Annotated in this window: 19 protein-coding genes and 1 tRNA gene; 15 read left to right on the top strand and 5 right to left on the bottom strand. The window is 59.5% G+C overall.

Annotation, left to right across the window (positions count from 1 at the left end):
• Window positions 1–18: 18 nt before the first annotated feature.
• Together IEX27_RS12125 and IEX27_RS12120 are read right to left on the bottom strand one after the other, a co-directional pair.
• On the bottom strand, window positions 19–768 hold the full coding sequence (locus IEX27_RS12125; protein ID WP_188721329.1) for an ABC transporter ATP-binding protein: 750 nt from the start codon (window positions 766–768) through the stop codon (window positions 19–21).
• A gap of 4 nt (window positions 769–772) precedes the next feature.
• Entirely contained in the window at window positions 773–1411 is a 639-nt protein-coding gene (locus IEX27_RS12120) for an ABC transporter permease (RefSeq protein WP_244630347.1), read from the bottom strand.
• Window positions 1412–1677: 266 nt separating this feature from the next.
• Here IEX27_RS12120 and IEX27_RS12115 point away from each other — a divergent pair, with 266 nt between their 5' ends.
• The 8 genes from IEX27_RS12115 (at window position 1678) to glmU (ending at window position 13230) form a co-directional block, all read left to right on the top strand.
• Window positions 1678–3015 carry a glycosyltransferase family 4 protein gene (locus IEX27_RS12115; protein ID WP_188721327.1) on the top strand — a complete coding sequence of 446 codons (1338 nt, stop codon included), beginning with the start codon at window positions 1678–1680 and terminating at the stop codon, window positions 3013–3015.
• A gap of 68 nt (window positions 3016–3083) precedes the next feature.
• A complete protein-coding gene (locus tag IEX27_RS12110) occupies window positions 3084–7805 on the top strand; it encodes an FkbM family methyltransferase (protein WP_188721326.1) in 4722 nt (1573 codons plus the stop codon).
• Entirely contained in the window at window positions 7802–8374 is a 573-nt protein-coding gene (locus IEX27_RS12105) for a hypothetical protein (RefSeq protein WP_188721325.1), read from the top strand. The genes IEX27_RS12110 and IEX27_RS12105 overlap by 4 nt, the downstream gene beginning before the upstream one ends.
• Window positions 8371–9423 (top strand): glycosyltransferase family 4 protein, encoded by a 1053-nt coding sequence (locus IEX27_RS12100; protein ID WP_188721324.1) that lies wholly within the window; start codon window positions 8371–8373, stop codon window positions 9421–9423. Before IEX27_RS12105 ends, IEX27_RS12100 begins: the two co-directional genes overlap by 4 nt.
• Window positions 9420–10760, top strand: coding sequence for a glycosyltransferase family protein (locus IEX27_RS12095; RefSeq protein ID WP_188721323.1), 1341 nt, complete (start codon window positions 9420–9422; stop codon window positions 10758–10760). Before IEX27_RS12100 ends, IEX27_RS12095 begins: the two co-directional genes overlap by 4 nt.
• Window positions 10761–10858: 98 nt before the next feature.
• Window positions 10859–10934 (top strand) — tRNA-Lys (locus tag IEX27_RS12090).
• A 123-nt stretch (window positions 10935–11057) separates the two neighbouring features.
• Window positions 11058–11792: a cytochrome c biogenesis CcdA family protein gene (locus IEX27_RS12085; RefSeq protein WP_188721322.1), complete on the top strand. Its 735-nt coding sequence runs from the start codon at window positions 11058–11060 to the stop codon at window positions 11790–11792.
• A gap of 76 nt (window positions 11793–11868) precedes the next feature.
• The gene (glmU, locus tag IEX27_RS12080) at window positions 11869–13230 is read left to right on the top strand and encodes a bifunctional UDP-N-acetylglucosamine diphosphorylase/glucosamine-1-phosphate N-acetyltransferase GlmU (protein ID WP_188721321.1); all 1362 of its coding nucleotides are present in this window, start codon (window positions 11869–11871) and stop codon (window positions 13228–13230) included.
• A 3-nt stretch (window positions 13231–13233) separates the two neighbouring features.
• Here the strand turns inward: glmU and IEX27_RS12075 are convergent, their stop codons facing one another.
• Window positions 13234–14043 carry an arylamine N-acetyltransferase family protein gene (locus tag IEX27_RS12075; protein WP_188721320.1) on the bottom strand — a complete coding sequence of 270 codons (810 nt, stop codon included), beginning with the start codon at window positions 14041–14043 and terminating at the stop codon, window positions 13234–13236.
• A gap of 166 nt (window positions 14044–14209) precedes the next feature.
• Here IEX27_RS12075 and ade point away from each other — a divergent pair, with 166 nt between their 5' ends.
• Entirely contained in the window at window positions 14210–16024 is a 1815-nt protein-coding gene (gene ade, locus IEX27_RS12070) for an adenine deaminase (RefSeq protein WP_188721319.1), read from the top strand.
• An 83-nt stretch (window positions 16025–16107) separates the two neighbouring features.
• Entirely contained in the window at window positions 16108–17217 is a 1110-nt protein-coding gene (locus IEX27_RS12065) for an NADH:flavin oxidoreductase/NADH oxidase (RefSeq protein ID WP_188721318.1), read from the top strand.
• A 43-nt stretch (window positions 17218–17260) separates the two neighbouring features.
• On the opposite strand, the gene IEX27_RS12060 is transcribed toward IEX27_RS12065, so the two are convergent.
• Complete coding sequence (locus tag IEX27_RS12060) at window positions 17261–18718, bottom strand: TrkH family potassium uptake protein (protein ID WP_188721317.1); 1458 nt, start codon at window positions 18716–18718, stop codon at window positions 17261–17263.
• A 144-nt stretch (window positions 18719–18862) separates the two neighbouring features.
• Between IEX27_RS12060 and ilvA the strand changes: the two genes are divergently transcribed.
• The 5 genes from ilvA (at window position 18863) to IEX27_RS12035 (ending at window position 24865) form a co-directional block, all read left to right on the top strand.
• Window positions 18863–20119 (top strand): threonine ammonia-lyase IlvA, encoded by a 1257-nt coding sequence (gene ilvA, locus IEX27_RS12055; protein WP_188721316.1) that lies wholly within the window; start codon window positions 18863–18865, stop codon window positions 20117–20119.
• Window positions 20116–20664: a DUF1697 domain-containing protein gene (locus IEX27_RS12050; protein ID WP_188721315.1), complete on the top strand. Its 549-nt coding sequence runs from the start codon at window positions 20116–20118 to the stop codon at window positions 20662–20664. The genes ilvA and IEX27_RS12050 overlap by 4 nt, the downstream gene beginning before the upstream one ends.
• Window positions 20665–20938: 274 nt before the next feature.
• Window positions 20939–22324: a DEAD/DEAH box helicase gene (locus tag IEX27_RS12045; RefSeq protein WP_373869879.1), complete on the top strand. Its 1386-nt coding sequence runs from the start codon at window positions 20939–20941 to the stop codon at window positions 22322–22324.
• Window positions 22325–22477: 153 nt separating this feature from the next.
• A complete protein-coding gene (locus tag IEX27_RS12040; protein WP_188721314.1) occupies window positions 22478–23683 on the top strand; it encodes an MFS transporter in 1206 nt (401 codons plus the stop codon).
• A gap of 150 nt (window positions 23684–23833) precedes the next feature.
• Complete coding sequence (locus IEX27_RS12035; protein ID WP_188721313.1) at window positions 23834–24865, top strand: cysteine synthase A; 1032 nt, start codon at window positions 23834–23836, stop codon at window positions 24863–24865.
• Window positions 24866–24952: 87 nt separating this feature from the next.
• Here the strand turns inward: IEX27_RS12035 and argC are convergent, their stop codons facing one another.
• Window positions 24953–25876 carry an N-acetyl-gamma-glutamyl-phosphate reductase gene (gene argC, locus IEX27_RS12030; protein WP_188721312.1) on the bottom strand — a complete coding sequence of 308 codons (924 nt, stop codon included), beginning with the start codon at window positions 25874–25876 and terminating at the stop codon, window positions 24953–24955.
• Between the last annotated feature and the right edge of the window lie 242 nt (window positions 25877–26118).

Below are 26118 nucleotides of genomic sequence, written 5' to 3'. Positions count from 1 at the left end.
AGCGCTTCGCCCCGCTTCCTATTTCCGGTTCTTCATCCAGACCTGATAGTCCTTGAGCACGTCTTCGATCGGTCCGAAGGCTTTGAGAGTGCCCCGTTCGAGCCAGATGATCTTGTTGACCCATTGCCGCAAGACCCGCTCGGAATGGCTGGCGAGCAGCAGGATCTTGGACCGTTCGATCAGCTGGCTCTGCAGGCTGTCGATCGTCTCATTGAGCGTAGGATCAACCGCGTTGATCCACTCATCCATGATGAGGATTTCGCCGCGAACAAGGCGGAGCAGGCTCATGACGAAGCGCGACTTCATGCCTGCGGAATAGCTGCTCAACGGAAGTTCAAAATACGAGCCCAGCCCGCTGATGCGTTTCAGGTCCTCCACGTACTCGGCCACCATGCTTTGCGGGACGTCGAGGTAGAGGCATTTCAGGGCGGCGTTCTGCCTGCCGGACAGTTCGGAACGCAGGCCCGAGCCAAGCGCAAACTGTGCGCTGACGACACCGTCGATCTCGACCTTGCCCGACTGAGCCGCCACCGCGCCCGCGCAGAGCTTCAGAAGCGTGGACTTGCCCGAGCCGTTGGTTCCGACGATACCGACGCGGTCGCCATCGGCAAGTGACAGGGAAACATCCTGCAGGGCGGCTATTTCCAGATAGCGCTGTCCGACGAGGATCTGGGCGCCGACAGATCCGCCGTCGAGGTTCGTACCCCGGGTTCTGGATTTCCGCAGGTAATAGCTGACGCTCACGTTCTGAAGATTGATCGCAGCCATCGCCTTACCTCAGGTTCCGAATGAAGTCGGCCGTGAGCCGGTATGTAGCTGTTCCGGCCACACACAGAATCAATGACAGGCTGAGGGTCACAGCCCAGGCCATCGGTTCGAACGGCACTATGCCGAAACATTGGCGGAAGACTGAAAGATAATGTGAGATCGGATTGTAGGTGGCAAGAATTGCACGAACGCCTGTGCCCTGTGCCTCAGCGCTCCAGAACACGGGAGAAGCGAAAAACAGCAGCCTCATCGCGACATTGAACACCGCATCCAGATCCGGAAAGAAGATGACCGCGACATTCACCAGATATGCGATCGCCAGGGAAACCAGAGCCATGATCAACAGCATCGCTGGAAGGAGCAGGAGCTGAAGGCCAATCGTCTGAGGCTTCACGATCACCAGGCAGCCAAGCAGAAGGATGAGGTTCAAACCCATGGCAAACAGGCGGTCGATGAGCAGTTTGAAGAACAGGCCGACCAGCGTGAGGTTGTTATGCACCGCGAAGTCGTAGCGTCTTTGCACGACGGTGGTGCTGGTCGTCACCGTGGCGGTGATGAAATTCCAGAGCACATAACCCGACAGGACGAACAGGAAGAAATCGCCGGCTTCCCGCAGTGGTTGCTGATGAAATACGCCGGTCAACAATCCGGCAAATATCAGCGTTGATAGCGGTGCCCATAGTATTCCCAGTCGGCTTGAGGAACGCTCGGACCGAGCTTCAATCAGGCTGATATGGAAAAAGCGCACAAGGCGGGAGAGCAGGGGCCGAACAATTAGCCAAAGGTTCAATGTGCGTCACTCAAGCTGTTTGGGTAAGTTGATCGCATAACCGATCCGGGAAGAGGCAGCAATGCATTCGTAATGCGCCATTTTGTGGATCTGTTCCGCAGTAATTCCGCTCACTTCGTATGAATGACAGTAAGCAAGATTGTGGAATACGGCCATCTTATAATGCCATTAGTCGGCCATTCCCGCCAGGGAGTCGCGTCACAGCGTCTTTCACCGATGAAAATCATCAGGCTTTCATTCGCAATATCGGGATCAAAACGCTGCCAGGGTTCATGTTGGAAGAGAAATCAGGTTGGGAGCACGTGCAGTCGATCTCGGCTTCAAATCACCCAGAGCAAACAGTGTCTCGTGACACGGTGAAGATCTGTCATCTCACGTCGGTGCACGAGCGCTATGATATCCGCATTTTTCTGAAGCAGTGCCGCTCGCTTGCCAAGGCTGGTCACGATGTGACGCTGGTGGTCGCAGACGGTCGCGGCGCGGAGATAAGAGAGGGTGTGCGCATCGTTGATGCCGGCAAACGGGCAACCTCACGTCCGCTGCGCATGACGCTTACGGCCAGGAAAGTGCTGGCTGCAGCCCGCTCCACGGGGAGCACCATATTCCACCTCCACGATCCGGAGCTGATCCCCGTGGGATTGCAGCTGAAGAGGGACGGCGCCAGGGTAATCTTCGATTCTCACGAGGACTACATCACAGACATCCTGACCAAGCCCTATCTGAAATTTGGGACGGCCCGCCTTGTCTCGGTTCTTTATGACCGGTTCGAACGCAGTGCTCTTGCGGCCTTCGATGGGGTTGTTTCTGCCTATGATGCGATTGCAAACAGCTACCATGAGCGCGGGATCAACTCTCAGGTCATCAACAACTATCCAATCGAAGAAGAGATAAGCCTGGTTCCAAGACCTTCGGTTAGACCTGGCCTTGTCTGCTACACAGGTGCGATCACCACAATTCGTGGCGTGCCCAACCTTATTGATGCCATGGCGCACTGTCGTACGCCTGTTAAGCTTTTGCTGGTCGGACCGTTCACCGAAAAGCGTGCGGAGGAATCCTGCAAGTCCAGCAAGGGTTGGGAGCGAGTTGAGGCATTTGGTCTGCTGAACAGACAAGCGATGCGAGAGCAGATGGATCGTTGTCTGGCCGGTCTGGTCACCTTTCTTCCGGTTGCCAACCACGTGGCGGCCCAACCGAACAAGCTCTTCGAGTACATGGCGGCGGGCCTGGCCGTTATCGGCGCGGACTTTCCGCTGTGGAAGGAAATCATTGAAGGCGAGGGATGCGGTATCTGCGTGGATCCCACAGATCCGGAAGCGACCGCTGCAGCGATCGACAGACTGAACGCGGAGCCTGAGCTGGCCCGGATGATGGGAGAGGCCGGCCGCCAGGCTGTTCTCAAGCGGTACAACTGGAACGCCGAAGCAGAGAAGCTCCAGGCGTTCTACGCGACCCTTTAATTCAGGTGCCGGCAATCCCCTGGAGGAACGCCGCCGAGCTGCGCAAGGCATATGATATCGGAGCTTCTATGAGCGATTCCCAACAGATCGATGTGGACGGTGTGCGCTACGAGATCGTCTTGCCGCACAGGGAAACGGACTACATTCAGCGGAAAATCTGGCAGGAAGCTTCGCCTTACGAGCTGGATATGCTGCGCGATATGTTCGGGCGGATCTCAGCGGATGACCTGGTGCTGGATATCGGCGCCAACATAGGCAATCACACCCTTTACCTTGCTACGCGCGCGAACTGCAGAGTTCATTCATTCGAGCCCAACAAAACGCTTTGCGACGCGCTTGCTGAGAGCCTGCGGCGCAACAACCTCAACGACAGGGTCGTTGTGCATCCGGTCGGCGTGGGGAGGGAAGCGGCAAAGGCAAGCTTTGCCAAGATTTCCGAGGAGAACCTGGGCGAGCAATCCCTCGAGGTCAGGCGGGATGGCGCGGGCGATATCGATGTGGTCCGGCTGGACGACCTGGACTTTGGTGGCCGGGTCAACGTCCTGAAAATCGACGTCGAAGGCATGGAGCTCGCGGTTCTTGAAGGTGCAGTGGAGATCCTCCGGCGTGACATGCCCCATCTATATGTGGAATGTCAGGAAGAAGGAGACTTCAACAGCATCCACACGTGGCTGGAGCCGTTCGGCTATTGCTACTGGGACACCTTCAACGCAACGCCTACGCATCTATTCATCCACTCCAGCCAGGTGAGCGCTTCCCAGCATATTGAACGCCTGATGGCCAAAGCTGTTCGCGACGATTACCGCCGTGCTCAGGAAATCAAGAAGCTTCATGAAAGCCTGAACAGTGCGAATCTGAAGTACAGAAGCGCATCGGAACAGATCGCATCGCTTAAGGCGGAGCTTTCCAAAGCTCATGCGGCAAGAAACGATGCGCGCCTGCGCCTGCAGGAGCTTGAGACACTATGCGAAGAGCAGAGACAATCAATTGAACACTTGCTGTTGCAGGCAGACCGCGACGATAGTGAACGGGAGATCGTCAGACTTCGCGAAAATCTCCACAATGCGAACTTGAAGTATAAAAGTGCCACGGAGCAAATTTCCTTGCTCCAGGCGCAGCTTGCTGTAGCCACCGCAGGCATCGATCCGCGGGTGGAGGAACTTGAGGTACTGTGCGAACAGCAAAGAAAGGCGATTGAAAGCCTGTCGAGCTCGCATCAAAGGCTTCAGGCTGTCTGGGATGAGAAACGAAACGAACTGGAACGAAAACGACATGCCGCCAATATCAAGTACAGGCGAGTGACCGGTCAGTTCGATGCAATTCGTCGCTCCCGTACCTACCAGCTGGCCTCCGGCATTAGAAGCGCCTATGCGCTGACGCGGAAGGGCATCCGGCTGACGTCGCAGGTGTTCAAACCTCGAGGTGGAAGCGCCAATGTGGTTCACGAAGACCAGCGCATATCACATGCGGATCCGATCCCGCTGTCCACGCCCGCGCGGCTTTCGGCCGAGCGCCTCGAGGAGATCAGCGCAAGGCTTCGCGGGATCTCAGGTCGGCGTCTGAGCGTCGCGTGCATCATGGACGAGTTCACCTACCATTCGTTCCTCCCGGAATGCGATCTGCATGCATTGACGCCGAACAACTGGGAATCGGAACTGCAGAAGTGCAGGCCGGACATGCTTTTCGTTGAGTCAGCGTGGCGCGGCAAGGACGAAAGCTGGGGGAACAAGGTCGGCCATACGAGCTCCGAACTCCAGCAGATCGTCAATTGGTGCCGCGAGCACGACGTGCCAACGGTGTTCTGGAACAAGGAGGATCCGGTCCATTTTCAGACCTTCCTCAACACCGCCAACCTGTGTGAGTTTGTTTTCACCACCGATATCGACTGCATCCATCGCTACAAGGCCGCACTTGGTCACGATCGGGTCTATCTGCTGCCCTTTGCCTGCCAGCCCAGGGTGCACAATCCAATCGAGACATACGACCGCAAGGATGCATTTTGTTTCGCAGGTGCCTACTATGCGAAGTACCCTGAACGGGCGGCGGATCTGGGCAACTTCGTCAAGGAGCTACCGAAGTATCGCCCGCTGGAAATCTTCGATCGGAACTATGGCAAGGATCATCCAGACTACAAATTTCCTGACGAGTACCAGCCCTACATCGTGGGCACTCTGCCGTTCAACGAGGTTGATCGGGCCTACAAGGGGTATCGCTACGCGATCAATCTGAATTCCATCAAGCAGTCGCAGACAATGTTTGCGCGCCGCGTATTCGAACTCCTCGCGTCGAACACGATCACCGTCAGCAACTATTCGCGTGGCTTGCGCCTCCTCTTCGGAGATCTGGTCATTGCCAGCGACGACGGGAAGGAGTTGGTACGCCGGGCAGAGCGTGTTTCGGGAGATGACCTGACGTTCCGCAAGTTCAGGCTGGCGGCTTTGCGCAAGGTTATGCGGGAGCACACATACGAGAACCGTCTGGCATATATCGTAGCCAAGCTGAAGCGCGAGGATATGCCTGATCTGCTGCCGCGCGTGATCGTCGTTGGATCCGCGCAGAAGCAGGATGAATTGAACAATCTGGTTGATCAGTTCGGCCGCCAGACCTACCGCAACAGGAAGCTTGTCGTCGTCGTTGACGGATTTGCAACTCCCGATCTTTCAAGGGGCGATGTCGAGTTGATACCTGCAACCAAGGCGGCTGAACGTCCCATCAAAGCCATTGCTGAAGAGGGAGACTGGATCGGGGCGATGGTTGGTGAAGACTACTATGGCCCCAACTACCTGACAGATCTGGCTCTGGCGACGCGCTACAGTGAGGCGGATGCGATCGGCAAGCTTGCGCACTATTCGTGGCAGGAAGGGCTGGGTCTCAACCCTGCCGATGCACATCGTGAGTACCGGTTTGATGCACGGGTTGCTCACCGGGCATCCCTGATTCGGGGGTCGCGCATTGCGACGGATACACTGCGGGACTTTGCTGTCTCAGTTCGCGAGGGAGAATTTGTTGGCAATGTCCTGGGGATCGATGCCTTCAACTACTGTCTGCAAGGCAGCAGGGCGGAGGGGATCGATCTTGAAGCGGTCAAAGAGGCCGTCGATGACCTGAAAGTTCTGGATGAGGGAATATCCATCACAGAACTGACCCATGCCGCGGAAATGATTGCGCCCGAGCAGGAGAACTCCGATTCAGATTCACTGATTTCCGGAAAAAGGCTGGGAGAGCTGTTCCGCCCTTCTTCGAAGAAGCAGTACAGCCTGACAGTTTCGGACCAATCTCTCGTGGTCGGGTCGCGACTTGCCGATGGCAAGCACGACTACATCTATTCGACTCGGGATTTCACGCTTGATGAACTCGGATATTCCAGCCGGGCGAAGTTCTACTTCGATGTCGAGCCCGGGCTGAATCTGCAGCTGGTCATTGTGTTCCTCGACGCAAAACGCAACCGCATCGCCGCCGTGGTCTCTCCCGCGAACAAGAATCATGATGTGGCAATTCCCGAAGGCACGAATGGGATCAGGTTAGGGTTGCGTATCTACGGCAGTGGCAGGGCGACGGTTCAGGGGCTCTTCCTTGGTCATCGCCGGCTGCAGCCGGCGAAGATCATCGCACGAAGCCGGTATCTGCTTCTCACGAACCACTATCCCAGCCACGACGATCTCTATCGCAATGCCTTCGTGCATGCTCGGGTGAGGGCGTATCGCGAACAAGGTGTCGACGTGGATGTCTTCCGGCTTCGGAAAGATGAGCCGGTGAGGTACCACGAATTTGAGAACATCGATGTCATGTCAGGATCTCAGGAAGCGCTGGATACGCTGCTTGCCGACGGAACCTACGAACATGTGCTGGTCCATTTCCTAGACCCAGACATGTGGGAGGTCCTGCAAAAGCATGTGCAACGGCTGAAAATAACGGTCTGGGTGCATGGTTCGGAGATCCAGCCTTGGCATCGGCGGCAATATAATTTTGCCAGCGAAGAAGAACTGTCGCGAGCACGGCAGCAAAGCGAAGAACGAATGGCGTTCTGGAGGGGAATCCTCCAACCGTTGCCTGAAAACATGAAACTCGTGTTCGTGTCGGAATATTCTGCCAAAACGGCCATGGAAGATCTCGGCGTTCGTCTGCCGGCTGGCTCCTATGCCGTAATCCATAATCCCATCGACACGGATCTCTTTTCGTACCGGGAGAAACGCCCTGAACAGAGGCTCCGCCTTCTGTCCATACGGCCATACAGCTCCAAGACTTACGCGAACGACCTGAGCGTCGAAGCCATCCGGCAGCTCAAGGATAAGCCTTGGTTCAGTGAACTGAGCATCACGATGGTTGGTGATGGCATTTTGTTTGATCAGACGATTGCGCCCCTGAAAGGGTTGGACAACGTGAGGATCGAGCAGCAGTTTCTGCCCCACCGGGAAGTCGCGGAGCTTCATCGGGAGAACGGCGTTTTCCTGGTGCCGAGCAGGATGGATTCCCAGGGTGTTTCACGCGATGAGGCGATGTCTTCCGGATTGGTGCCGATCACCAATGCGGTAGCCGCCATCCCGGAATTCGTTGATGAAGACTGTGGGATCTTGGCGCCGCCGGAGGATGCTCAGGCCATCGCGGACGGCATCGAAATGCTCTACCATGATCCAGAGCGTTTCCTGCGACTTTCAAGGAATGCTGCACGCAGGGTCCGCCAGCAATCCTCCAAGGCGATCATCATTCAGCGCGAGCTGGACCTGTTCGTTGATTTCGCCGAAGCTCTACAACCGCAAGGCGATTCCAAGGAAATGGTCGTGGCCATATGAGCTCCACTTCCAGACACGACACCGGCAACACGAACTGGGACGCCTATCTCATCGAGATCTTGCGCGAGGAGGTTGCTTCGCGCGAAGCCGAGCTCGACGCGCTTCGCGGAAGTCTGCACTATCGCGTGGGAGGTTGGGCGCTCGGCGCTTTTCCTCCGGGGCGGGGTACGATCGTCTTCTTTGCCAGATTGCTGCGCCTGTTCCTCCAACGCCGTAGAAAGGGGGCATCGCCGACAGTAACAGCTCGTGGCAACAACGCTGCAATGCTCGATGCATCCACCATCGTTTTCGGGAGGAGCGTGCCTTCCAACTTCGGGAGCGATTCCGTTTTGCATACTGACGACCCCACTCTGATTGCCGAACGTTTGGATAAGCAGGATGGCAAGCCGGGCGTCCTGGTCATCCGGACGCTGTCGGAAGCAGTCTTGCGGCGAGTAGCCCGGGCGCGGCGTCATGGCTGGCGCGTCGTATGGCATCCGGAGGACGATGATTCCATGCTCGATCCGGCGCTGGCTGCCTACATGAGAGCGCAAGCCGATGAAATTCATCCGATGGGCGAGGGCGCATGAAGGTACTCTATGCGTATCGCTACGGTATCATCGGAGGTGTTTCCACCCAGCTGCTTCTGCGACGCGCGGCCTTGAAGGCTGCCGGTATCCGGTGCGAGCTATTCTTCAGTCAGGATAACGGGCTTGGGCACGTCCTGACTGATCGGGACGGCATCCATTTCGGCAAGGAAAGATCGTTCGGGCACCTCGTGCGCCAGGGGGCCTACGACGCGGTGATTGTCATCGACTCGCCTGAGCTGCTCCACAGCGCTCGCGGCCCATTCTACCGCCGCAATCCTGTCCTGCTGGATGTCCATACGACTGTCGCCACGGGGTTGGCGTACCTTTCAGAGATCTCCCCGTCGAGGCTTGCAGCCGTGATGGTACCGACGCGCTATTCCAAAAATCTGGTGACGAGCCGATTGCCGTCGTCAACTTCGCTCGCTGTCATCCCGAACATTCTGGACACTGAACTTTTTACCCCCGCAGCTTCGCCTTTGGCGCAAGGCGAGAGGCAGTTCATCTGGGTTGGAAAGCTCGATCTGCACAAGAACTGGCGGCTGGCCGTTACTTATATTGCCATGCTCCGAAAGATCCTCGGACGTCCGGTTCGCCTGTATATGGTTGGCGGTTATGCTGCGCAGCCCGCACAGTCCGAAGCGTTCTTCAAACTGATCCATAAGCACGGCGTCTCAGACTGTGTGACGTGGATCGACCGCATCGAGAACGCGGAATTGGCGGATCTCTATCGCCAATGCGCGGCGAGCGGAGGTGCGATGCTGGTGACCTCGCGAGACGAATCCTTCGGCATGGCGGCGGCGGAAGCGGTGCTGTGCGGGTGTCCTCTGATCACCAACGACCTGCCGGTGTTCCGCGAGGTCTTCCCCGAATCCCGCATGATCCAGCGCGTCGATATCTGGCAGCCGGAACAGGTGGCCCGTGCAGCCGAGGTGCTTGCGCAACCGCCTTCGACGGAGGAAGTGGACGCTTTGCGTCAGGAACTGTCGCGGCGCTATGGCCCGCACGCCTTCGTCGAAGCCTTCAAGAAGCTGATGGGAACGCTCCAATGAATCAGAACAGCGAACTCGAAGCGCTCCGAAAGGAACTGGACCAGCTTCAGGCCGAGCATCAGCGCATCCTTGGAAGCACAAGCTACAGGGTAGGGCGTTTGCTCACCGGTGCAGCGACTTCGCCCAGGGCGCTGCTGCGCCTGCCTCTTGATGTGATGCAGCTTGCCAGGGAGATGCGTGCGAGACGGAAACCGCTCGGGCCGGATGACGAGAATTTTCAGACGGTTCTGCGCAATTGGCAGGGGCTTGCTGAACGCGTCCGCGCTGGTGAGGCGAAGGAAATTGTATTCCTCTTCTCCGGCACGACTCATATCCAGGATACGCGCGGCAATCGCCCAATCCGCCAGACCCTTGCGCTTCTCGCCCGTGGGACGCCGGTGCTTTTCAGCTACCATCGCAGCCGCAAAGATGAACCGCTGCCGGCCTTCCACGCAGACGGTCTGGTTCAGAGCCCGGTCGATATCACCATGCAGATACTCGGGAAGATCGCTGCTGCAGATCTGGGGGGCGCCCGGAAACTCTTTATCATTTCGTATCCGCTCCCCGGCATCGAGAAATCCATCGATATGTTCCGCGCTCATGGCTGGACGATCGTCTATGACTGCCGCGATGACTGGGAAGAATTCTCCAAGGTCGGCATGGCCTCATGGTATAACGCGGACGTGGAGCAACTCGTGGTCAGGAAATCTGATCGTGTGTTCTGCGTCTCGGGCCCCTTGGTGGAGAAGATGCGCAGGCAGACGGGCTGCTCCCATGTCGAGCTGATGCCCAATGCTGTCGAATCCAACTTTCTGCCGGAAGGGTATCAGCACAATCCGGCTGTCTCTCCGAAGGTGGTGGGATACTTCGGGCACCTTTCACCCGCCTGGTTCGACTGGGAGGGCTTGGCGGAGATCGCGCGCAGACGCCCGCAGTATCGCTTTGAGGTGATCGGCCACTCGGCACCTTCCATGGACCTGTCGGAGAACATCGATCTACTCGGTCCAAAGCAGTGGCATCAATTGCACAACTATGCTGCGCGATGGAGTGCGGCGATCATCCCGTTCCGCATGGGTTTGCTGGCCGATGGCGTGGATCCGATCAAGATCTATGAATACCTGTCGTTCGGGCTTCCGGTGGTCTCGTTCCGCATGCCACAGATCGACAACTATCCCTACACGCGCACCGTCGAGAGCATTGATGACTTCTGCGAAGCTCTGGACGAGGCCACGGAAACGGTTCCTGACCAAGCGGTCATCGATGCGTTCATAGCCCGCAACACGTGGGAGGTTCGTGCGGAGGAGTTGTTGTCTGTGCTGGACCACGGAAGTGGAGCTTCTCGAGGCGCTGACATTTAAATCGAGGACTATGCGTTCTTCTGCCTGTTTTGCTGTTGACCGCCACATGCGACGCAACTATGTTCCGCCGCGTTTCCTCCCGTTGGTTTCAGCGGTGAGAGCGCGTAGCTCAGCCGGTAGAGCAACTGACTTTTAATCAGTAGGTCCAGGGTTCGAATCCCTGCGCGCTCACCACTTTCACACACGAATGTGACGTACCCGGCGCCAGATGATGCGGCGTTTTGCTGCCGCTCGGGCATTGGTCCATCAGCGCTTCAGGGGTATAAGGCGCGGGCATCAAGGAGAAGACAGGCATCCATGGCGATCGAGATCGGTTACGGCAGTGCGCTCCTCGCGGGGGCAATTTCGTTTCTTTCCCCTTGCGTTCTGCCTCTGGTGCCGCCTTATCTCTGCTACATGGCCGGCGTTTCGATGGATGATTTCCGCCGCTCGGACGATGCAAAGGCGCGATTCGCCCTGATGTCGGCTGCCTTCGCCTTCGTGCTAGGCTTTTCGACCGTGTTTGTCGCGCTTGGAGCAGGCGCCTCGACCGTCGGCGCCTTTCTGCGGGCCTGGCAGCAGGAGCTCGCCATCATCGCGGGCGTCATTATCATCGTGATGGGCCTGAACTTCCTCGGCGTTCTCCGCATCCCGTTCCTGTCTCGCGAACTCCGCTTTCAGGGCGGTGGCAAGCAGGCGGGGGTCGGTTCGGCCTACCTGATGGGCCTCGCTTTCGCCTTCGGCTGGACGCCCTGCATCGGGCCGGTGCTGGGCCCGATCCTGACGCTGGCAGGCGGCCGCGAGACGATCGGCGAGGGCGCGCTGATGCTGGCGGTCTATTCACTTGGGCTCGGCATTCCGTTCCTGATCGCAGCCCTGTTCTCGGGCGCTTTCATGCGCTTCATGCAGAAGTTCCGTGTCCACATGGGTCGCATGGAGAAGGTGATCGGTGGCCTGCTGGTCCTTGCCGGTGTGCTGTTCCTCTCCGGCGGCATCCAGAGCGCGGCTTTCTGGTTGCTGGAGACGTTCCCGGTGCTCGGAACGCTCGGTTGATTTTCCATCATTCTGCCGTTGCCAGTTCTTAACGCTGGTGTGCTAAAAGGTGCCCACTTTTGACGATGGGGTTTTCATGACGTCCAGAACCTGCCTTTCCATCATCCTCGCCGCCGGTGAGGGCACTCGCATGAAGAGCGCGCTGCCCAAGGTGCTGCATCCGGTTGCCGGCCTCGAAATGGTTGCCCATGTCATGAACGCGGCGAAGCTGGCAGGCTCTGAGGCGCTCGCCCTCGTTATCGGCCATGGCGCGGACAAGGTTCGCGCGGCAATCGAAGGGCGGGCAGGAACGGCTGAATTCTATCTGCAGGAAAAGCAGCTCGGCACCGCTAACGCGGTTCTTGCGGCCCGCGAGGCGATTGCCCGTGACTATGACGACGTGCTTGTGATGTTTGGCGACACGCCGCTGATCGACGCCGCAGCGCTCACGGACATGCGCGCGTCGTTGGCGGATGGTGCTGCCGTTGCCGTCATGGGCTTCCGCACGGAAAGCCCGACCGGTTATGGCCGCTTGATCGAACGCGACGGAACGCTGGTTGCCATCCGCGAGGAGAAGGACTGCTCGGACGAGGAGCGCCGCATCCAGTTCTGCAACGGCGGGATCATGGCAATTGCTGGTGCGCACGCACTAGCGCTGTTGGATCAGGTGGGTAACGCCAACGCCAAGGGTGAATTCTACCTGACCGATATCGTCGAAATCGCGGTGAAGGATGGTCTCTCCGTCCGCGCCATCGAGGCTTCGTTCGAGAACGCGCTGGGCGTCAACAATCGCGCCGAGCTGGCACAGGCCGAAGCCATCTGGCAGAAGCGCCGTCGCCACGAACTGCTGCTGCAGGGCGTGACCATGATCGCACCGGAAACCGTGTTCCTGTCGCACGACACCGAGATCGGGCAGGACACGGTCATCGAGCCGAACGTCTTCTTTGCCCCCGGCGTGCGCGTGGGTTCTGGCGTCACGATCCACGCCTTCTGCCACTTCGAGCAGGCGTCGATTGCTGATGGCGCGCAAATCGGACCTTACGCCCGCCTGCGTCCGGGCGCGGATGTGCAGGACAAGGCCAAGATCGGCAATTTCGTTGAGGTGAAGAAGTCGGTGATCGAGGTTGGGGCCAAGGTGAACCACCTGTCCTACATCGGCGACACATCGGTTGGCGCCAAGGCGAACATCGGCGCGGGCACGATCACCTGCAATTACGACGGCTTCAACAAGCACCGCACGGTAATAGGGGCAGGGGCATTCGTTGGCTCCAACTCGTCGCTGGTTGCGCCGATCACGATTGGTGCAGGGGCCTATGTCGGTTCCGGCAGTGTGGTCACCAAGGACATTCCGGACGATGCGCTTGCCGTGGCTCGCGGACGACAGACGAACCTTGAGGGTCGCGGCAAGCAGCTGCGTGACCGCCTCGCCAAGGAAAAAGAAGCGAAGCAGAAAAAGTAGAGGCTACAGAAGCTCCTCTCGCTCCAGTGCCTGGGCAAGCCCCATTGGCACGTGGATCCCGAAGATGTCGCGCAGCACCTGTTCGACCTCATCGGGGCTCGCCAGTTCCCGCTGGAATGCTTCCGGGCCACGGAAGCTCAGGCGATTGTTGCTGAGGGCATAGCGTCCCTCGCGTGTGGGCCGTGCGGCCATCAGCGTATGAACGAAATGCGACTGCTGGTGTGTCGAGACGAAGTAGCTGGCGATCTCATAGTCCGACAGCAGGTTTTCCTCGAGCCCGAAGCGGAAGGTGGAACGCCACTCTTCACCGATCTCGACCTGCAGTAGCCAGTAGCCTTCGACCCTGTCGAGGCGGAAGCGCTCATGTGGTGTTTCCTGAACCACGCCTTCCACGAGCCTGAGCGGCGCGGTGAGCGTTACGCCGCCGAAGCCGACGTCAGCGATCCAGGTTTCGCCGTCGATGTCCACCCGCAGCAGCATGTGGGTGCGCGGGGTGAGCGCGCCTTCCGGACGGTTCCACAGAACCCGTGCTCCAAGGCCGGAAACCTCAAAGCCCAGTTCTTGCAGCATATGCATGAAGAGGATGTTGTGCTCGTAGCAATAGCCGCCGCGACGGCCCTCAACCAGCTTTGCCTGCAGCGAAGGGAGGTCGAGACTCACAGGGCGGCCGAGCAGCGGATCGAGGTTCTCGAAGGGAATGGCGAGCGGATGTAAGAGATGCAGTTCCTGCAGCGTATCCAGCGTCGGCCGAGCAGCCCCCTTGTAGCCGATACGATCGAAATAGGCTGCAATATCAACTACATCTTCTGCCATCTTCATCTCCTCCTCACCCCGCGTTGTTGTGGCATCTTATTCAGCAGCGGGCAATGGCTTGGCGCGACCGAAAGCCGCCACGCTGGGAGCGACCATTTCGCCCTTGCCCGGTGGCGAAATTCGGCTTCCAATGGTGACTCATACTTTTGGCAGGATGCTGGTGATCATGACAACAACAAGCAGCAAGGCATCGATATTGAAATCTCGCGTGGACGTCACTCCGCAGCTGGTGGATGTGGCGATGGGGCGGGCCAAGGCCGATCTGGTGATCCGCAACGGTCGCTGGGTGAACGTTCATTCCGGCGAGATCATCCCGGGCACGGATCTGGCGATCGTAGCGGGGCGCTTCGCTTATTGCGGACCTGATGCAAGCCATGCGATCGGTCCGGAAACGACGGTCGTTGACGCGGCTGGCCGCTATCTCGTGCCGGGGCTCTGCGATGCGCACATGCACGTCGAGAGCGGCATGGTGACCGTCACCGAGTTCTGCCGGGCAGTGATCCCGCACGGCACGACCAGCATGTTCATCGATCCCCATGAGATCGCCAACGTGCTCGGCATGGAGGGCGTCCGGCTGATGCATGACGAGGCGGTGGGCCAGCCGATCAACGTCTATGTCCAGATGCCGTCCTGCGTTCCTTCCGCGCCGGGACTGGAAAACGCCGGCGCTTCGATCGGCGCGGAAGAGGTTGCGGAAGCCATGAACTGGCCGAATATCATTGGCCTTGGCGAGGTGATGAATTTCCCGGGCGTCGCCAACAATGATCCGATCATGAAGGGCGTTGTTGCCGCTTCCATGCGCGCTGGCAAGACGGTGGGCGGCCACTATGCGTCGCCTGATCTGGGCCTGCCCTTCCATGGCTATGTGGCGGGTGGTCCGGAAGACGATCACGAGGGCACCCGGGCGGAAGATGCGATTGCGCGCGTCCGCCAGGGCATGCGGGCAATGCTGCGGCTGGGCTCCGCCTGGTATGACGTAGCGACCCAGATCAAGGCAGTGACGGAACAGGGGCTCGATCCCCGCAACTTCGTCCTCTGCACGGACGACAGCCATTCCGGTACGCTGGTGCATGACGGCCATATGGACCGCGTGGTGCGTCACGCGATCGAACAGGGGCTGAAGCCCGTGACAGCGATCCAGATGGCGACCATCAACACCGCCGAGCACTTCGGTCTGGCACGCGAGCTGGGTTCCATCACCCCCGGCCGCCGTGCGGATGTGCTGATCGTCTCCGATCTGGCGTCGCTAGCAATTGATGAAGTCTACGCGCGTGGTGTGCTGCTGGCGAAGGCCGGCAAGCTCGTTGCTGACATTCCCGCCTGGAACTATCCGGCGACTGCCAAGAACACGGTGAAGCTCGGCAAGACGCTTGAAGCTGGCGACTTTGACATTGCCGCACCTTCGGGTGCCGAGGCAGTCAAGGCGCGCGTCATCAACATCATCGAGAACCAGGCGCCGACGCGTGCGAGCGTGGCGGAGCTTCCCGTGGAGAACGGCCTCGTCGGCATGAGCCGCGCGAACGACATCTGCCAGATCGCACTGGTGGAGCGTCACCGGGGCACCGGAACTGTGGTAAATGCCTTCGTCTCGGGCTTCGGCTACGGGAAGGATTGTGCGCTGGCCTCCACGGTTGCCCATGACTCGCATCACATCATCGTCGTTGGCACCAACAAGGAAGACATGGCGCTGGCCTGTAACCGCCTAGGCGAAGTCGGCGGCGGCGTGGTGATGGTCTCCGGCGGCAAGGAGCTGGCGCTGGTGGAACTGCCGATCGCCGGCCTCATGTCCGATGAGCGGGCAGAAATTGTCGCCGATAAGGCCGCCCGTCTCACGGAAGCGATGCGCGAGATGGGATGTACCCTCAACAATGCCTATATGCAGCATTCGCTGCTGGCGCTCGTTGTCATTCCAGAACTTCGGATCTCCGACATCGGGCTGATCGATGTCACGAAGTTTGAGAAGGTCGATCTCTTCGTCTGATCGGCGCAGCCCTGAATATTCTTCCCGCGTCCCGGTTTGAACATCGGGGCGTCCCTTCGTCTTGAAAATGAGAGAGTTTGCCTATGCCGTCCCGTCTGTTCAGTCCCATTGAAGTTGGCAAGCTGAAGCTCGCCAACCGCATCGTCATCGCGCCCATGTGCATGTACTCGGCCGAAGATGGCTGCATGAGCGACTGGCACCAGATCCACCTCGGCCACCTGGCGCTTTCCGGTGCGGCCCTGCTGACCATCGAAGCTACGGCCGTGGAGCCCGCAGGCCGTATCAGCTACGGCGATGTTGGGCTTTGGGACGACAAGACCGAAGCGGCCATGGGTAAGGTGCTGGAGACCGTCCGCCGCTGGTCGGATATGCCGATCGCGGTCCAGCTTGCGCATGCGGGCCGTAAAGCTTCGACCGATCTGCCCTGGCACGGCGGCGGGCAGCTGCGGCCTGAGCACCCGAACGGCTGGCAGACATGGTCCTCGTCCAACCTTCCTTTCCAGAGCACCGAGAATGCGCCGCTGAGCCTCGACCGCGATGGCCTGAAGCGCGTTCGCGACGCCTTTGCTGCGGCAGCCAAGAGGGCAGCGCGCCTCGGGATCGACGCCGTACAGATCCATGGCGCTCACGGATATCTGCTGCATCAGTTCCTTTCGCCCCTCGCAAACAGGCGCGAGGACGAATATGGCGGTAGCCTCGAGAACCGCATGCGTTTTCCGCTGGAAGTCTTTGATGCGGTTCGTGAAGCCTTTCCGGCGGACCGCACGGTTTCGATCCGCGTTTCCGGCACCGACTGGGTCGAGGGCGGTTGGGACATTGAGCAGACGGTCGAATTTGCCAAGGCGCTGGAAGCGCGCGGTTGCGATGCGATTCATGTCTCCAGTGGGGGCCTCGATGCCCGCCAGCAGATCCCGGTGGGTCCGAGCTATCAGGTGCCGCTCGCGCGTGCCGTGAAGCAGGCGACGAAGATGCCGGTGGTGGCCGTCGGCCTCATCACCGATTTCGAGCAGGCCGAGGCAATCATAGGCACGGGCGACGCGGATATGATCGCGCTCGCCCGGACTATCCTCTACAACCCGCGCTGGCCCTGGCATGCAGCTGCTCACTTCGGCGATCGGGTTGCCGCGCCAAATCAGTACCTGCGTTCGCAGCCGCGCCAGTACCGTTCGCTGTTCGACATCGAGAAGAAGTAGTTTCGAGGCCTGTTGCGGTCGGGCCTTCCCGGCCGCAACAGGCTCAACGTTTCCAGAAAATCGGCGTGAAGATCACCAGCACCGCCAGGATCTCCAGACGTCCGAGCAGCATTGCGAAGGCCATGATGAGTTTGGCCGGATCGGTGAGCGTGGAGAAATTGTCGACCGGACCGATGAAGGTTCCAAGTCCGGGGCCCACGTTGGTGATGGCTGTCAGCGCCGATGTCACCGACGTGATGAGGTCGAGCCCGGTGCCTGCCAGCAGCAGGATGATCATCGCCCAAACCACCAGAAACGCGGCGAAATAGAGAACCACCGCCCGCTGCAATTCGTCCTCCACGGGACGATCGCCATAGCGAACGATCTGGATCGAGTTTGGATAGACGAGCTTGCGCAGGCCGTTGCGCAGCAGCTCGTAAAGGATCAGGAACCGGTATGCCTTGATGCCGCCTGCTGTCGAACCTGAGCAGCCGCCGAGGAACATGGCGAGGAACGCTCCGGCCACACCGAGCGAGCCCCAGAGGCCATAGTCTTCTGTTGCAAAGCCCGTGGTCGTGATGATCGAGACGAAGTTGAAGGCGGAATGGGTGAGGGCATCGCCGGGGCTGCGTCCGTCGGCCAGTCGCAGGTAGGCTGCACCCAAGAGCACGAAAACCAGCACGTAACCAGCATAGACCTTGATCTGTGGATCGCGTAGCGCATCGAACCGGCCCTTCACGAAAAACAGGATCAGCATCGAGAAGGGCAGGCCACCGATGAACATGAAGATCGTCGCGATCCAGAGGATGGCCGGCTGGTCGTTGTAAAAACCCATCGAGAGATCATGGGTCGAGAACCCGCCTGTCGCGAGCGTCGTCATCGCGTGATTGACCGCATCGAACAGGCGCATTCCAGCGAACGCATAGGCGATGGCGCAGATGAAGGTGAGCATCACATAGATGCTCATGAGCGTGCGCACGAAGGTGGAGAAGCGGTCGAACGGCTGGTCTTCTATGTGGGTCGATTCGATCTTGAAATAGGAGACGCCGCCGACATTCAGGAACGGCAGGATGAAGAGGCCGAGCGCGATCACGCCGAGACCACCGACCCACTGTAGGAGCGAACGCCAGAGCAGGATGCCGGGCGGCAGAGCATCGAGCCCCACCAGAACCGTTGAACCGGTGCTGGTCACCGCCGAAACGGCCTCGAAAAATGCATCGGGAACGTCGAGATCAAGCGACGAGGCGAGAAGCGGTGCAGTGCCGACGACGCAAGCCGTAAACCACAAGAGGTTTACCAGCAGAAAGCCGAAGCGTGATGAGAGGACAGGCCTTGATCCCTGGGTGGCGAGTGCGATTCCTGCTGCCAAGCCTCCGCTGAAAAAAGCAGTGATTGTAAAGACTTCCCAGTCGCTGTTACCATAATAGAGGTCGACTGCGGCCGGGAACAGCATTGCCACGGAGAGATAGAGCGCAAAGATCGAAGCTATGTGAATGGCGGCACGAACAGCCGTGTATTGCACAGGCAGGGTCCTCCAGGGCGGCGCTTCTTCATCGAGGCGAACGCTTGAACACGAGATTCGCTTCACGGTGCACAATGTGCGATAGCAAGGGTGTGGCTGAAATCAGCGGGATAATCCAGACGTCGCGTGAGAAGGGCAGTGAAAATGAACGCTTTTGTTGAGCGGGTGAGACGGGCCGAGGAAGCGTTGGGTAAACTGTTCCCCTCAACGCCACTTCAGCGGAACGCCTATCTTTCGCGCAAGACCGGAGCCGAGATTTATCTGAAGCGTGAAGACCTTACGCCCGTTCGCTCCTATAAACTGCGCGGTGCCTTCACGTTTATCCGCCGGGCACTGGAGGCCGATCCTACGGTCGAGAGTTTCGTCTGCGCCTCCGCTGGCAATCATGCGCAGGGCTTCGCCTATGCATGCCGCCATTTCCAGAAAAAGGGCGTGGTCTTCATGCCGGTGACGACACCGCAGCAGAAGATCGACAAGACGCGTCTCTTCGGCGGCGAGTTCATCGAGGTTCAGCTGGTTGGCGACTTTTTCGACGAGTGCAACCGAGCGGCCGAAGTCTTTGCCGCGTCCACCACCGCGATCATGGTGCCGCCGTTTGATCATGTGGACATCATCGAGGGTCAGGCGACCATTGCCCACGAACTGGTCCAGCAGCTTGGCGACCGTCTGGATGGCGCGCTGATCATCCTGCCCGTGGGCGGCGGCGGTCTTGCCGCTGGTGTTACCTCCTATCTGCATGAGATCGGCGCTGGCGCGCAGTTCATGTTCGTCGAGCCTTCCGGCGCGCCCAGTCTTGCGCGCAGCCTTGAGGCGGGCAGGCGGGTGAAGCTCCCGCAGGTCGACAATTTCATTGACGGTGCGGCCGTGGCCGAGATCGGCAAGGAGCCATTCCGGCGCTTGAAATCTTTCCCGCTGGATCTGGTGCATCTTGTGCCGGAAAACAGCGTTTGTGCGACGATCATCGAGATGCTCAATGTTGAGGGCGTCGTCCTTGAGCCTGCCGGTGCGCTGTCAATTGACGTCCTGAAGACGCTCCCGCGCGCCAGCATCAAGGGGCGAACGGTGGTCTGCCTGATCTCCGGCGGCAATTTCGACTTTGAGCGCCTGCCGGACGTGAAGGAACGCGCGCTGCGCTTCGAGGGCAAGAAGAAGTACTTCATCTTCCGCTTTCCCCAGCGCCCGGGTGCGCTGCGCGATTTTCTCGACCTGCTCGGGCCCGAAGACGACATCACGCGCTTTGAGTACCTGAAGAAGTCGGCCCGCAACTTCGGTTCGGTCCTGATCGGCATCGAGACCAAGGACCCCCGCCACTTCAAGACGCTGTTGAAACGCTTTGAGGATTCTGGCTGGGCCTATCAGGACATCACTGAGAACGACACGATCTCCAGCCTTCTGATATGACCTCTTCTGCTTACGTCATTCTGTTTCGCGGTGTCGGTGGGGCAACCCAGCTGCCGGTGAAGCAGCTGCGGACGGTGCTGGCGGAAGGCAATTTTGGCCATGTTTCGACTTACATCAACTCCGGCAATGCCGTCCTGAGTTCAGAGCTTGACGAGCCCGGGGTGGCGGAGCGTGTGGCAGCAATCGTGCGCAAGGAAATGGGCTTCGAAAAGCACGTGCTGGTCCGCTCACACCAGGACTGGCAGGGAGCCATTTCCGGTAACCCGTTTCCGGATGCTGTGGCGGAGCCAACGAAGCTCCACCTCTATGCTCTGGAGCGGGAGCCTGATCCGGAAGCTATCCAGAAACTGACGGAAAAAGCCACCGGCACCGAGCGTTTCACGGTGCAGGGGAGGTTCCTTTACCTCCATACGCCGGATGGCATGGGGCGGTCCCTTTTCGCGCCAAAGATCGAGCCGACGCTGAAGCTTGCGGGGACCGCCCGCAACTGGCGAACGGTGCTCGCTCTCGAAGAAATGATGCGCAAAATCGCTTCTTTGGACTAATTCGTTTGCAATCTTGCGCCCTTTGCTCCATATGAGCGGGAGGCGCATGGACCGGGTTGATCCGGTTTTCCCTCAGCGGACTGGTTGCGCTTGTCCTCCTCATGTTCTTCCTGGAACTGTTAGGCGGAAAGGTTACGGAAGATCCGTAGCCACGACAGCGCAGCCGTGCGGAATGATCCGCCGTCTTGTCGTTTCATTGAATGCTGATTGGTGAGTTGCGCCTCATCCCACCGTATTTGCGTGCCTTTGCTGCACGCGAGAGAAAGAGAACGTTTTGACGAACGCTATTGACGCAACCCCGAACGGGTTCGCTGAACTGGGTATTTCCGGAATGCTGCTGAAGGCGCTTGACGCTGTTGGCATGACCGAGCCCAAGCCGATCCAGGCACAGACCATTCCACATGCCTTCGAAGGCCGCGACATCCTGGGTCTCGCCCAGACGGGATCGGGCAAGACAGCTGCATTCGCGCTGCCCATTCTGTCGAAGATCGTTGCCGAACAGTCCCGCAACAAGCCACGTACGGCAAAGGCCCTGATCCTTGCGCCGACGCGTGAGCTGGCGGTACAGATTGAAACCGTCATCAAGGATCTCGCCAAGGGCTCCCGCATCTTCACGGCACTCGTCCTGGGCGGTGTCAACCGTGGCAGCCAGGTGCGCCGCATGGCGCAGGGTGTCGATATTCTGATCGCGACTCCCGGCCGTCTTGCTGACCTGATGCAGGAAGGCGCAATCAGCCTGGCTGAGACCCGCTACCTGGTTCTGGACGAGGCCGACCGTATGCTGGACATGGGCTTCATCCATGAAGTCCGCCGCATAGCCAAGGCGACCCATCCGAAGCGCCAGACCTGCCTGTTCTCGGCCACCATGCCGGCGGAAATCGAGGAGCTGACGAACAGCCTCCTGAAGAACCCCGTCCGCGTCGAGGTCGTGAAGCAGGGAACGGCTGCTCCTGAGATCAAGCAGAGCGTGATCATGGCACGGCTGAAGCAGAAGCGTGCGATCCTCGCTGGCCTGCTCTCGGGCGACGCCATGAAGCAGATCATCGTCTTCGCCCGCACCAAGCACGGCGCCGATCGCGTGACCCGTGATCTGGAGCGTGATGGCTTTGCAGCGGCCGTCATCCACGGCAACAAGTCCCAGAACGCTCGCCAGCGTGCGCTGAACGACTTCCGTGCCGGCAAGGTCCGCATCCTGGTGGCCACCGACATCGCCGCCCGCGGCATTGACGTGCCGGGCATCAGCCATGTGGTAAACTTCGACCTGCCGGACGAGGCGGAAAGCTACGTGCACCGCATTGGCCGCACCGGCCGTAATGGCGCGGAAGGCGAGGCGATCACGCTCTGCGATCCTGCCGAGGCTTCGAAGCTGCGCCAGGTCGAGCGCCTGATCCGCCAGAAGCTGACGGTCATCAAGGACGTGACCGGCGCGCCGCTGATGGAAGGCGAGAAGGCTGGCGAGGGACAGCCGAAGCGCAGCGCTCCTGCTGGTCGTCCCAAGTTCGGCAACAACGCCAAGAAGGCGGAGGGCTCGGCTCCTCCGAGGTCCGGCCAGCCGAAGCGTGAGAATGGCGAGCATGCCGGAGCGGGCAGGGGCCAGCAGAAGCGCAGCCGCCGTCCTTCTGAAGGCGGACAGCAGCGCCGCACGATCCGCGCCGCTTAAAGCTCAGGCGCAGGTATACATCCAAACGGCAGTCCGGAGGCATCCGGCTGCCGTTTTCGTTATGCCGCATGAATCGAATGAGCATAACGCCTCCAGTAGACGCGGGCTCTCAGCGCTTTAAAGTGCCGGGATGGGCTTATGGAGGAGTGAGTCGTGGTGGGGATCGTTGCACTGACAGCTGCATACATGCTTTCGCAGTTCTACCGATCGTTTCTTGCCGTCCTGACGCCAGTCCTCACATCGGAACTCAATGCCACCCACGCGGAGCTCTCCATGGCTTCCGGCGCGTGGTATGCCGTGTTCGCCGTAATGCAGTTTGCGGTGGGGATCTCGCTCGACCGTTTCGGCCCGCGCCGCACGGCCGCCTATCTGATGGGGGTATGCGGAACCCTTGGCGCGTTGCTGATGGCGCTGGCATCCAGCCCAGGGGCAGTGATCATCGCCATGGCGCTGATCGGCATGGGCTGTTCACCGGTGTTGATGGCCTCCGTCTTCATTTTTGCGAAAAGCTATCCGCCGGCGCGTCTGTCGATCCTCACCTCGTTCTTCATCGGCCTCGGTCTGGTCGGCAGCATCATCGGCACGTCACCGCTTGCTGTTGCAGCGGAGCTGTGGGGCTGGCGAACGGTGATGACCGGTTTTGCAATTAGCACCCTCATCATTTCTGCCGCCATCTTCCTCTTCGTCAAGGAACCGCCGCTTGACGCGCCGGTCTCGATGTCCGGCATGATCCGCGGTTACCTCGATCTCTTCCGCTCCAAAGCCTTCTGCCTCATCATCCCCATGGCGATCGTCATGAACATTCCATCCCAGGCCATCCGAGGGCTCTGGGTGGGGCCGTATCTGCGCGACGTCTACCATGCCGATGCCACCTTTATCGGCCAGGTGGCGCTTTACATGGCCGTAGCGTTGGCCATCGGCTCCTTCGCCTATGGACCCCTCGACACGCTGTTCAGGACGCGCAAGTGGATCCTCGTATGGGGCTCGGTGGCCACCATTGCGGTGCTCCTGTGGCTGGCAATGGTTCCGACGGCTCCGGTCATGCACATGGTAGCGGCACTCATCGTCATCGCCTTCTGCGGTGGCAGCTATGGTGTTCTGCTCGCACACGGAAAGGCCTTCATGCCGTCGCATCTGACCGGCCGTGGCGCAACGCTCCTGAACTTCTTCTCGATCGGTGGCGTGGGGCTGACGCAGTTCCTGTTCGCGGGGATCTACTCGGCAGCTGCCGTGCCGGAAGACCCTTCCTGGGGCTATCAGGTGCTCTTTGCATGCTTCTCATTGGCGCTGGCGATTGGCCTCTTCATCTACCTCTTTGCCGAGGACGCGAAGCCCGCGCGGCAGGAAGTTCCCGCCTGAGCCGGAACTCAGAACGTCGATGAAATCTGATTTCTTCTTCAAGCCCTTTCAAAGATTTTCATACCTCTCGGACGCCTGCGGACGAAACGGGCGTCCTTGCTAGTTTGCCGGCCTCTTTCTAGGTTGCGAGTACACAAGAGGTTAATTTCCATGCATTCGTCAGTTCTGGAAGCAATTGGCAACACGCCACTGATCAGGCTCAAGCGCGCGTCGGAAGAAACGGGCTGTGAGATCTACGGCAAGGCCGAATTCATGAACCCCGGCCAGTCGGTGAAGGACCGAGCGGCGCTCTTCATTATCCGCGACGCGGAGAAGCGCGGTCTGCTGCAGCCCGGTGGCCGGATTGTGGAAGGAACGGCTGGCAACACCGGCATCGGCCTCACCATGGTCGCCAAGGCGCTGGGATACCGCACCACGATCGTCATTCCCGAGACGCAGAGCCAGGAAAAGAAGGACGCGCTGCGGCTGCTCGGCGCGGAGCTGATCGAAGTTCCGGCTGTCCCGTACCGCAACCCGAACAACTACGTCCGCCTTTCCGGACGACTGGCCGAACAGCTGGCGAAGACCGATCCGAACGGTGCGATCTGGGCGAACCAGTTCGACAATGTCGCCAACCGCGACGGCCACCGCGTGACAACCGCCCGTGAGATCTGGGAACAGACCGGCGGCAAGGTTGACGGCTTCGTTTCGGCCGTGGGCAGCGGTGGTACGCTGGTGGGTGTGGCGGAAGGCCTGCGCGGCTTCAGCTCCGACGTCAAGGTGGCCCTTGCCGATCCGCTCGGCGCTTCGCTGTTCAGCTACTACACGACCGGTGAGCTGAAGGCCGAAGGCGACTCGATCACTGAGGGCATCGGCCAGGGCCGCGTAACCGCGAACCTGGAAGGTTTCCGTCCTGATTTTGCCTATCAGATCCCGGATGCGGAGGCTTTGCCGATCATCTTTTCCCTCGTCCAGGAGGAGGGCCTTTGCCTTGGCGGATCGTCCGGCGTTAACATCGCTGGTGCGATCCGCCTGGCGAAGGACCTGGGTCCCGGCCACACGATCGTGACGATGCTTTGCGACTACGGCACTCGCTACCAGTCGAAGCTCTTCAACCCAGCCTTCCTGCGCACCAAGAACCTTCCGATTCCGGAATGGATGGAGCACAAGGTCGAGATCAACGTGCCCTACGAGCAGGTCTGATCCAGAAGTCTCCTCAAATGAAAAATGCCGCCCTTGAGGCGGCATTTTTGTTTAGTACGACGCCCTCATGCTGAGCTTGTCGAAGCATCAGCCCCGCAGCATGATGTCCAGGTTCTGGACGGCTGCACCCGAAGCGCCTTTGCCGAGGTTGTCGTAGACAGCCAGCAGAACTGCCTGCGCCCGCTTGTCGTTGGCAAAGACGTGGAGCCGCATCTTGTTGGTGTCGTTGAACACCTCCGGCTGGATCTCGGGCGAACGATCGATCGCCTCGAAGGGAGCAACTTCCACGACGCTTCCTTCCAGCGAAGCGAAGTGATCGGCGATCGCTGCGTGGAGCTCGACGCCGGTTGGAACCTTCGGCAGGTGTCCAAGCTGCAGCGGCACCATGGTGATCATGCCCTGAGCGAAGTTGCCGACGACTGGCTGCATCAGCGGGTCGATGGCAAGCTTGGCAAAGGACCGGATCTCCGGCAGGTGCTTGTGGTTGAGGGTGAGGCCGTAAGGCAGGTACTCAGGCGCATCCTCGCCCTTGGACTCATAGTCCTCGATCATCGAACGACCACCGCCGGAGTAGCCGGAAATGCCGTTGATGGTCACTGGATAGTTGTCCGGGATAAGGCCGGCGGTGATCAGCGGGCGCAGCAGCGCGATCGGGCCCTGCGGCCAGCAGCCGGGATTGGCCACGTAACGTGCGGTGGCGATGGCCTTCGCCTGATCCTTGTCCATCTCGGCAAAACCGTAGGTCCAGCCTTCGGCCGTGCGGTGCGCGGTCGACGCATCGATGATGCGCGTGTTGCCATTCGCCACCAGGGAAACGCTCTCGCGAGCGGCATCATCGGGCAGGCAAAGGATCGCGATGTCCGCGTTGTTCAAGTACTCGGCGCGCGCACCCGCATCCTTGCGGCGTTCCACCGGGATCGAGATGAGCTCGATGTCGGTGCGGCCCTCGAGCCGTGAGCGGATCTGAAGGCCGGTGGTGCCGTGTTCGCCGTCGATGAAGATCTTTGCCATTCTACCAATGCCCATGAAAGATTAGCTGACAGATGGTCCATATCCCGCTCAAAATCAACTCCCGGATTTGCCGGGCAGATCATGCGGGAGAGGAAGGATTGGATCCTAATCGCTAAACACAGCGTTCACCTTTGCGACAAAGTCGAAACTTGACCGGAAGCCTTTGAACGAGTTGAAAGGCCAACACTGGATCATTAACTGGTGTAAAATCTACCCAGGCTTTTCCAGTGTTCTAATGTTAG

Origin of the sequence: Nitratireductor aestuarii (assembly GCF_014641695.1) — a bacterium.
GTDB classification, from domain to species: domain Bacteria; phylum Pseudomonadota; class Alphaproteobacteria; order Rhizobiales; family Rhizobiaceae; genus Chelativorans; species Chelativorans aestuarii.
The sequence above is the reverse complement of the archived record's forward strand: the minus strand, read 5'-3'. Positions and strand labels throughout refer to the sequence as shown.

Coding starts and splice junctions, on each gene's coding strand:
- IEX27_RS12125 (WP_188721329.1), bottom strand. CDS start 768: ATGGCTGCGATCAATCTTCAGAACGTGAGCGTCAGCTATTACCTGCGG.
- IEX27_RS12115 (WP_188721327.1), top strand. CDS start 1,678: ATGAATGACAGTAAGCAAGATTGTGGAATACGGCCATCTTATAATGCC.
- IEX27_RS12110 (WP_188721326.1), top strand. CDS start 3,084: ATGAGCGATTCCCAACAGATCGATGTGGACGGTGTGCGCTACGAGATC.
- IEX27_RS12105 (WP_188721325.1), top strand. CDS start 7,802: ATGAGCTCCACTTCCAGACACGACACCGGCAACACGAACTGGGACGCC.
- IEX27_RS12100 (WP_188721324.1), top strand. CDS start 8,371: ATGAAGGTACTCTATGCGTATCGCTACGGTATCATCGGAGGTGTTTCC.
- IEX27_RS12095 (WP_188721323.1), top strand. CDS start 9,420: ATGAATCAGAACAGCGAACTCGAAGCGCTCCGAAAGGAACTGGACCAG.
- IEX27_RS12085 (WP_188721322.1), top strand. CDS start 11,058: ATGGCGATCGAGATCGGTTACGGCAGTGCGCTCCTCGCGGGGGCAATT.
- glmU (WP_188721321.1), top strand. CDS start 11,869: ATGACGTCCAGAACCTGCCTTTCCATCATCCTCGCCGCCGGTGAGGGC.
- IEX27_RS12075 (WP_188721320.1), bottom strand. CDS start 14,043: ATGGCAGAAGATGTAGTTGATATTGCAGCCTATTTCGATCGTATCGGC.
- ade (WP_188721319.1), top strand. CDS start 14,210: ATGACAACAACAAGCAGCAAGGCATCGATATTGAAATCTCGCGTGGAC.
- IEX27_RS12065 (WP_188721318.1), top strand. CDS start 16,108: ATGCCGTCCCGTCTGTTCAGTCCCATTGAAGTTGGCAAGCTGAAGCTC.
- ilvA (WP_188721316.1), top strand. CDS start 18,863: ATGAACGCTTTTGTTGAGCGGGTGAGACGGGCCGAGGAAGCGTTGGGT.
- IEX27_RS12050 (WP_188721315.1), top strand. CDS start 20,116: ATGACCTCTTCTGCTTACGTCATTCTGTTTCGCGGTGTCGGTGGGGCA.
- IEX27_RS12035 (WP_188721313.1), top strand. CDS start 23,834: ATGCATTCGTCAGTTCTGGAAGCAATTGGCAACACGCCACTGATCAGG.
- argC (WP_188721312.1), bottom strand. CDS start 25,876: ATGGCAAAGATCTTCATCGACGGCGAACACGGCACCACCGGCCTTCAG.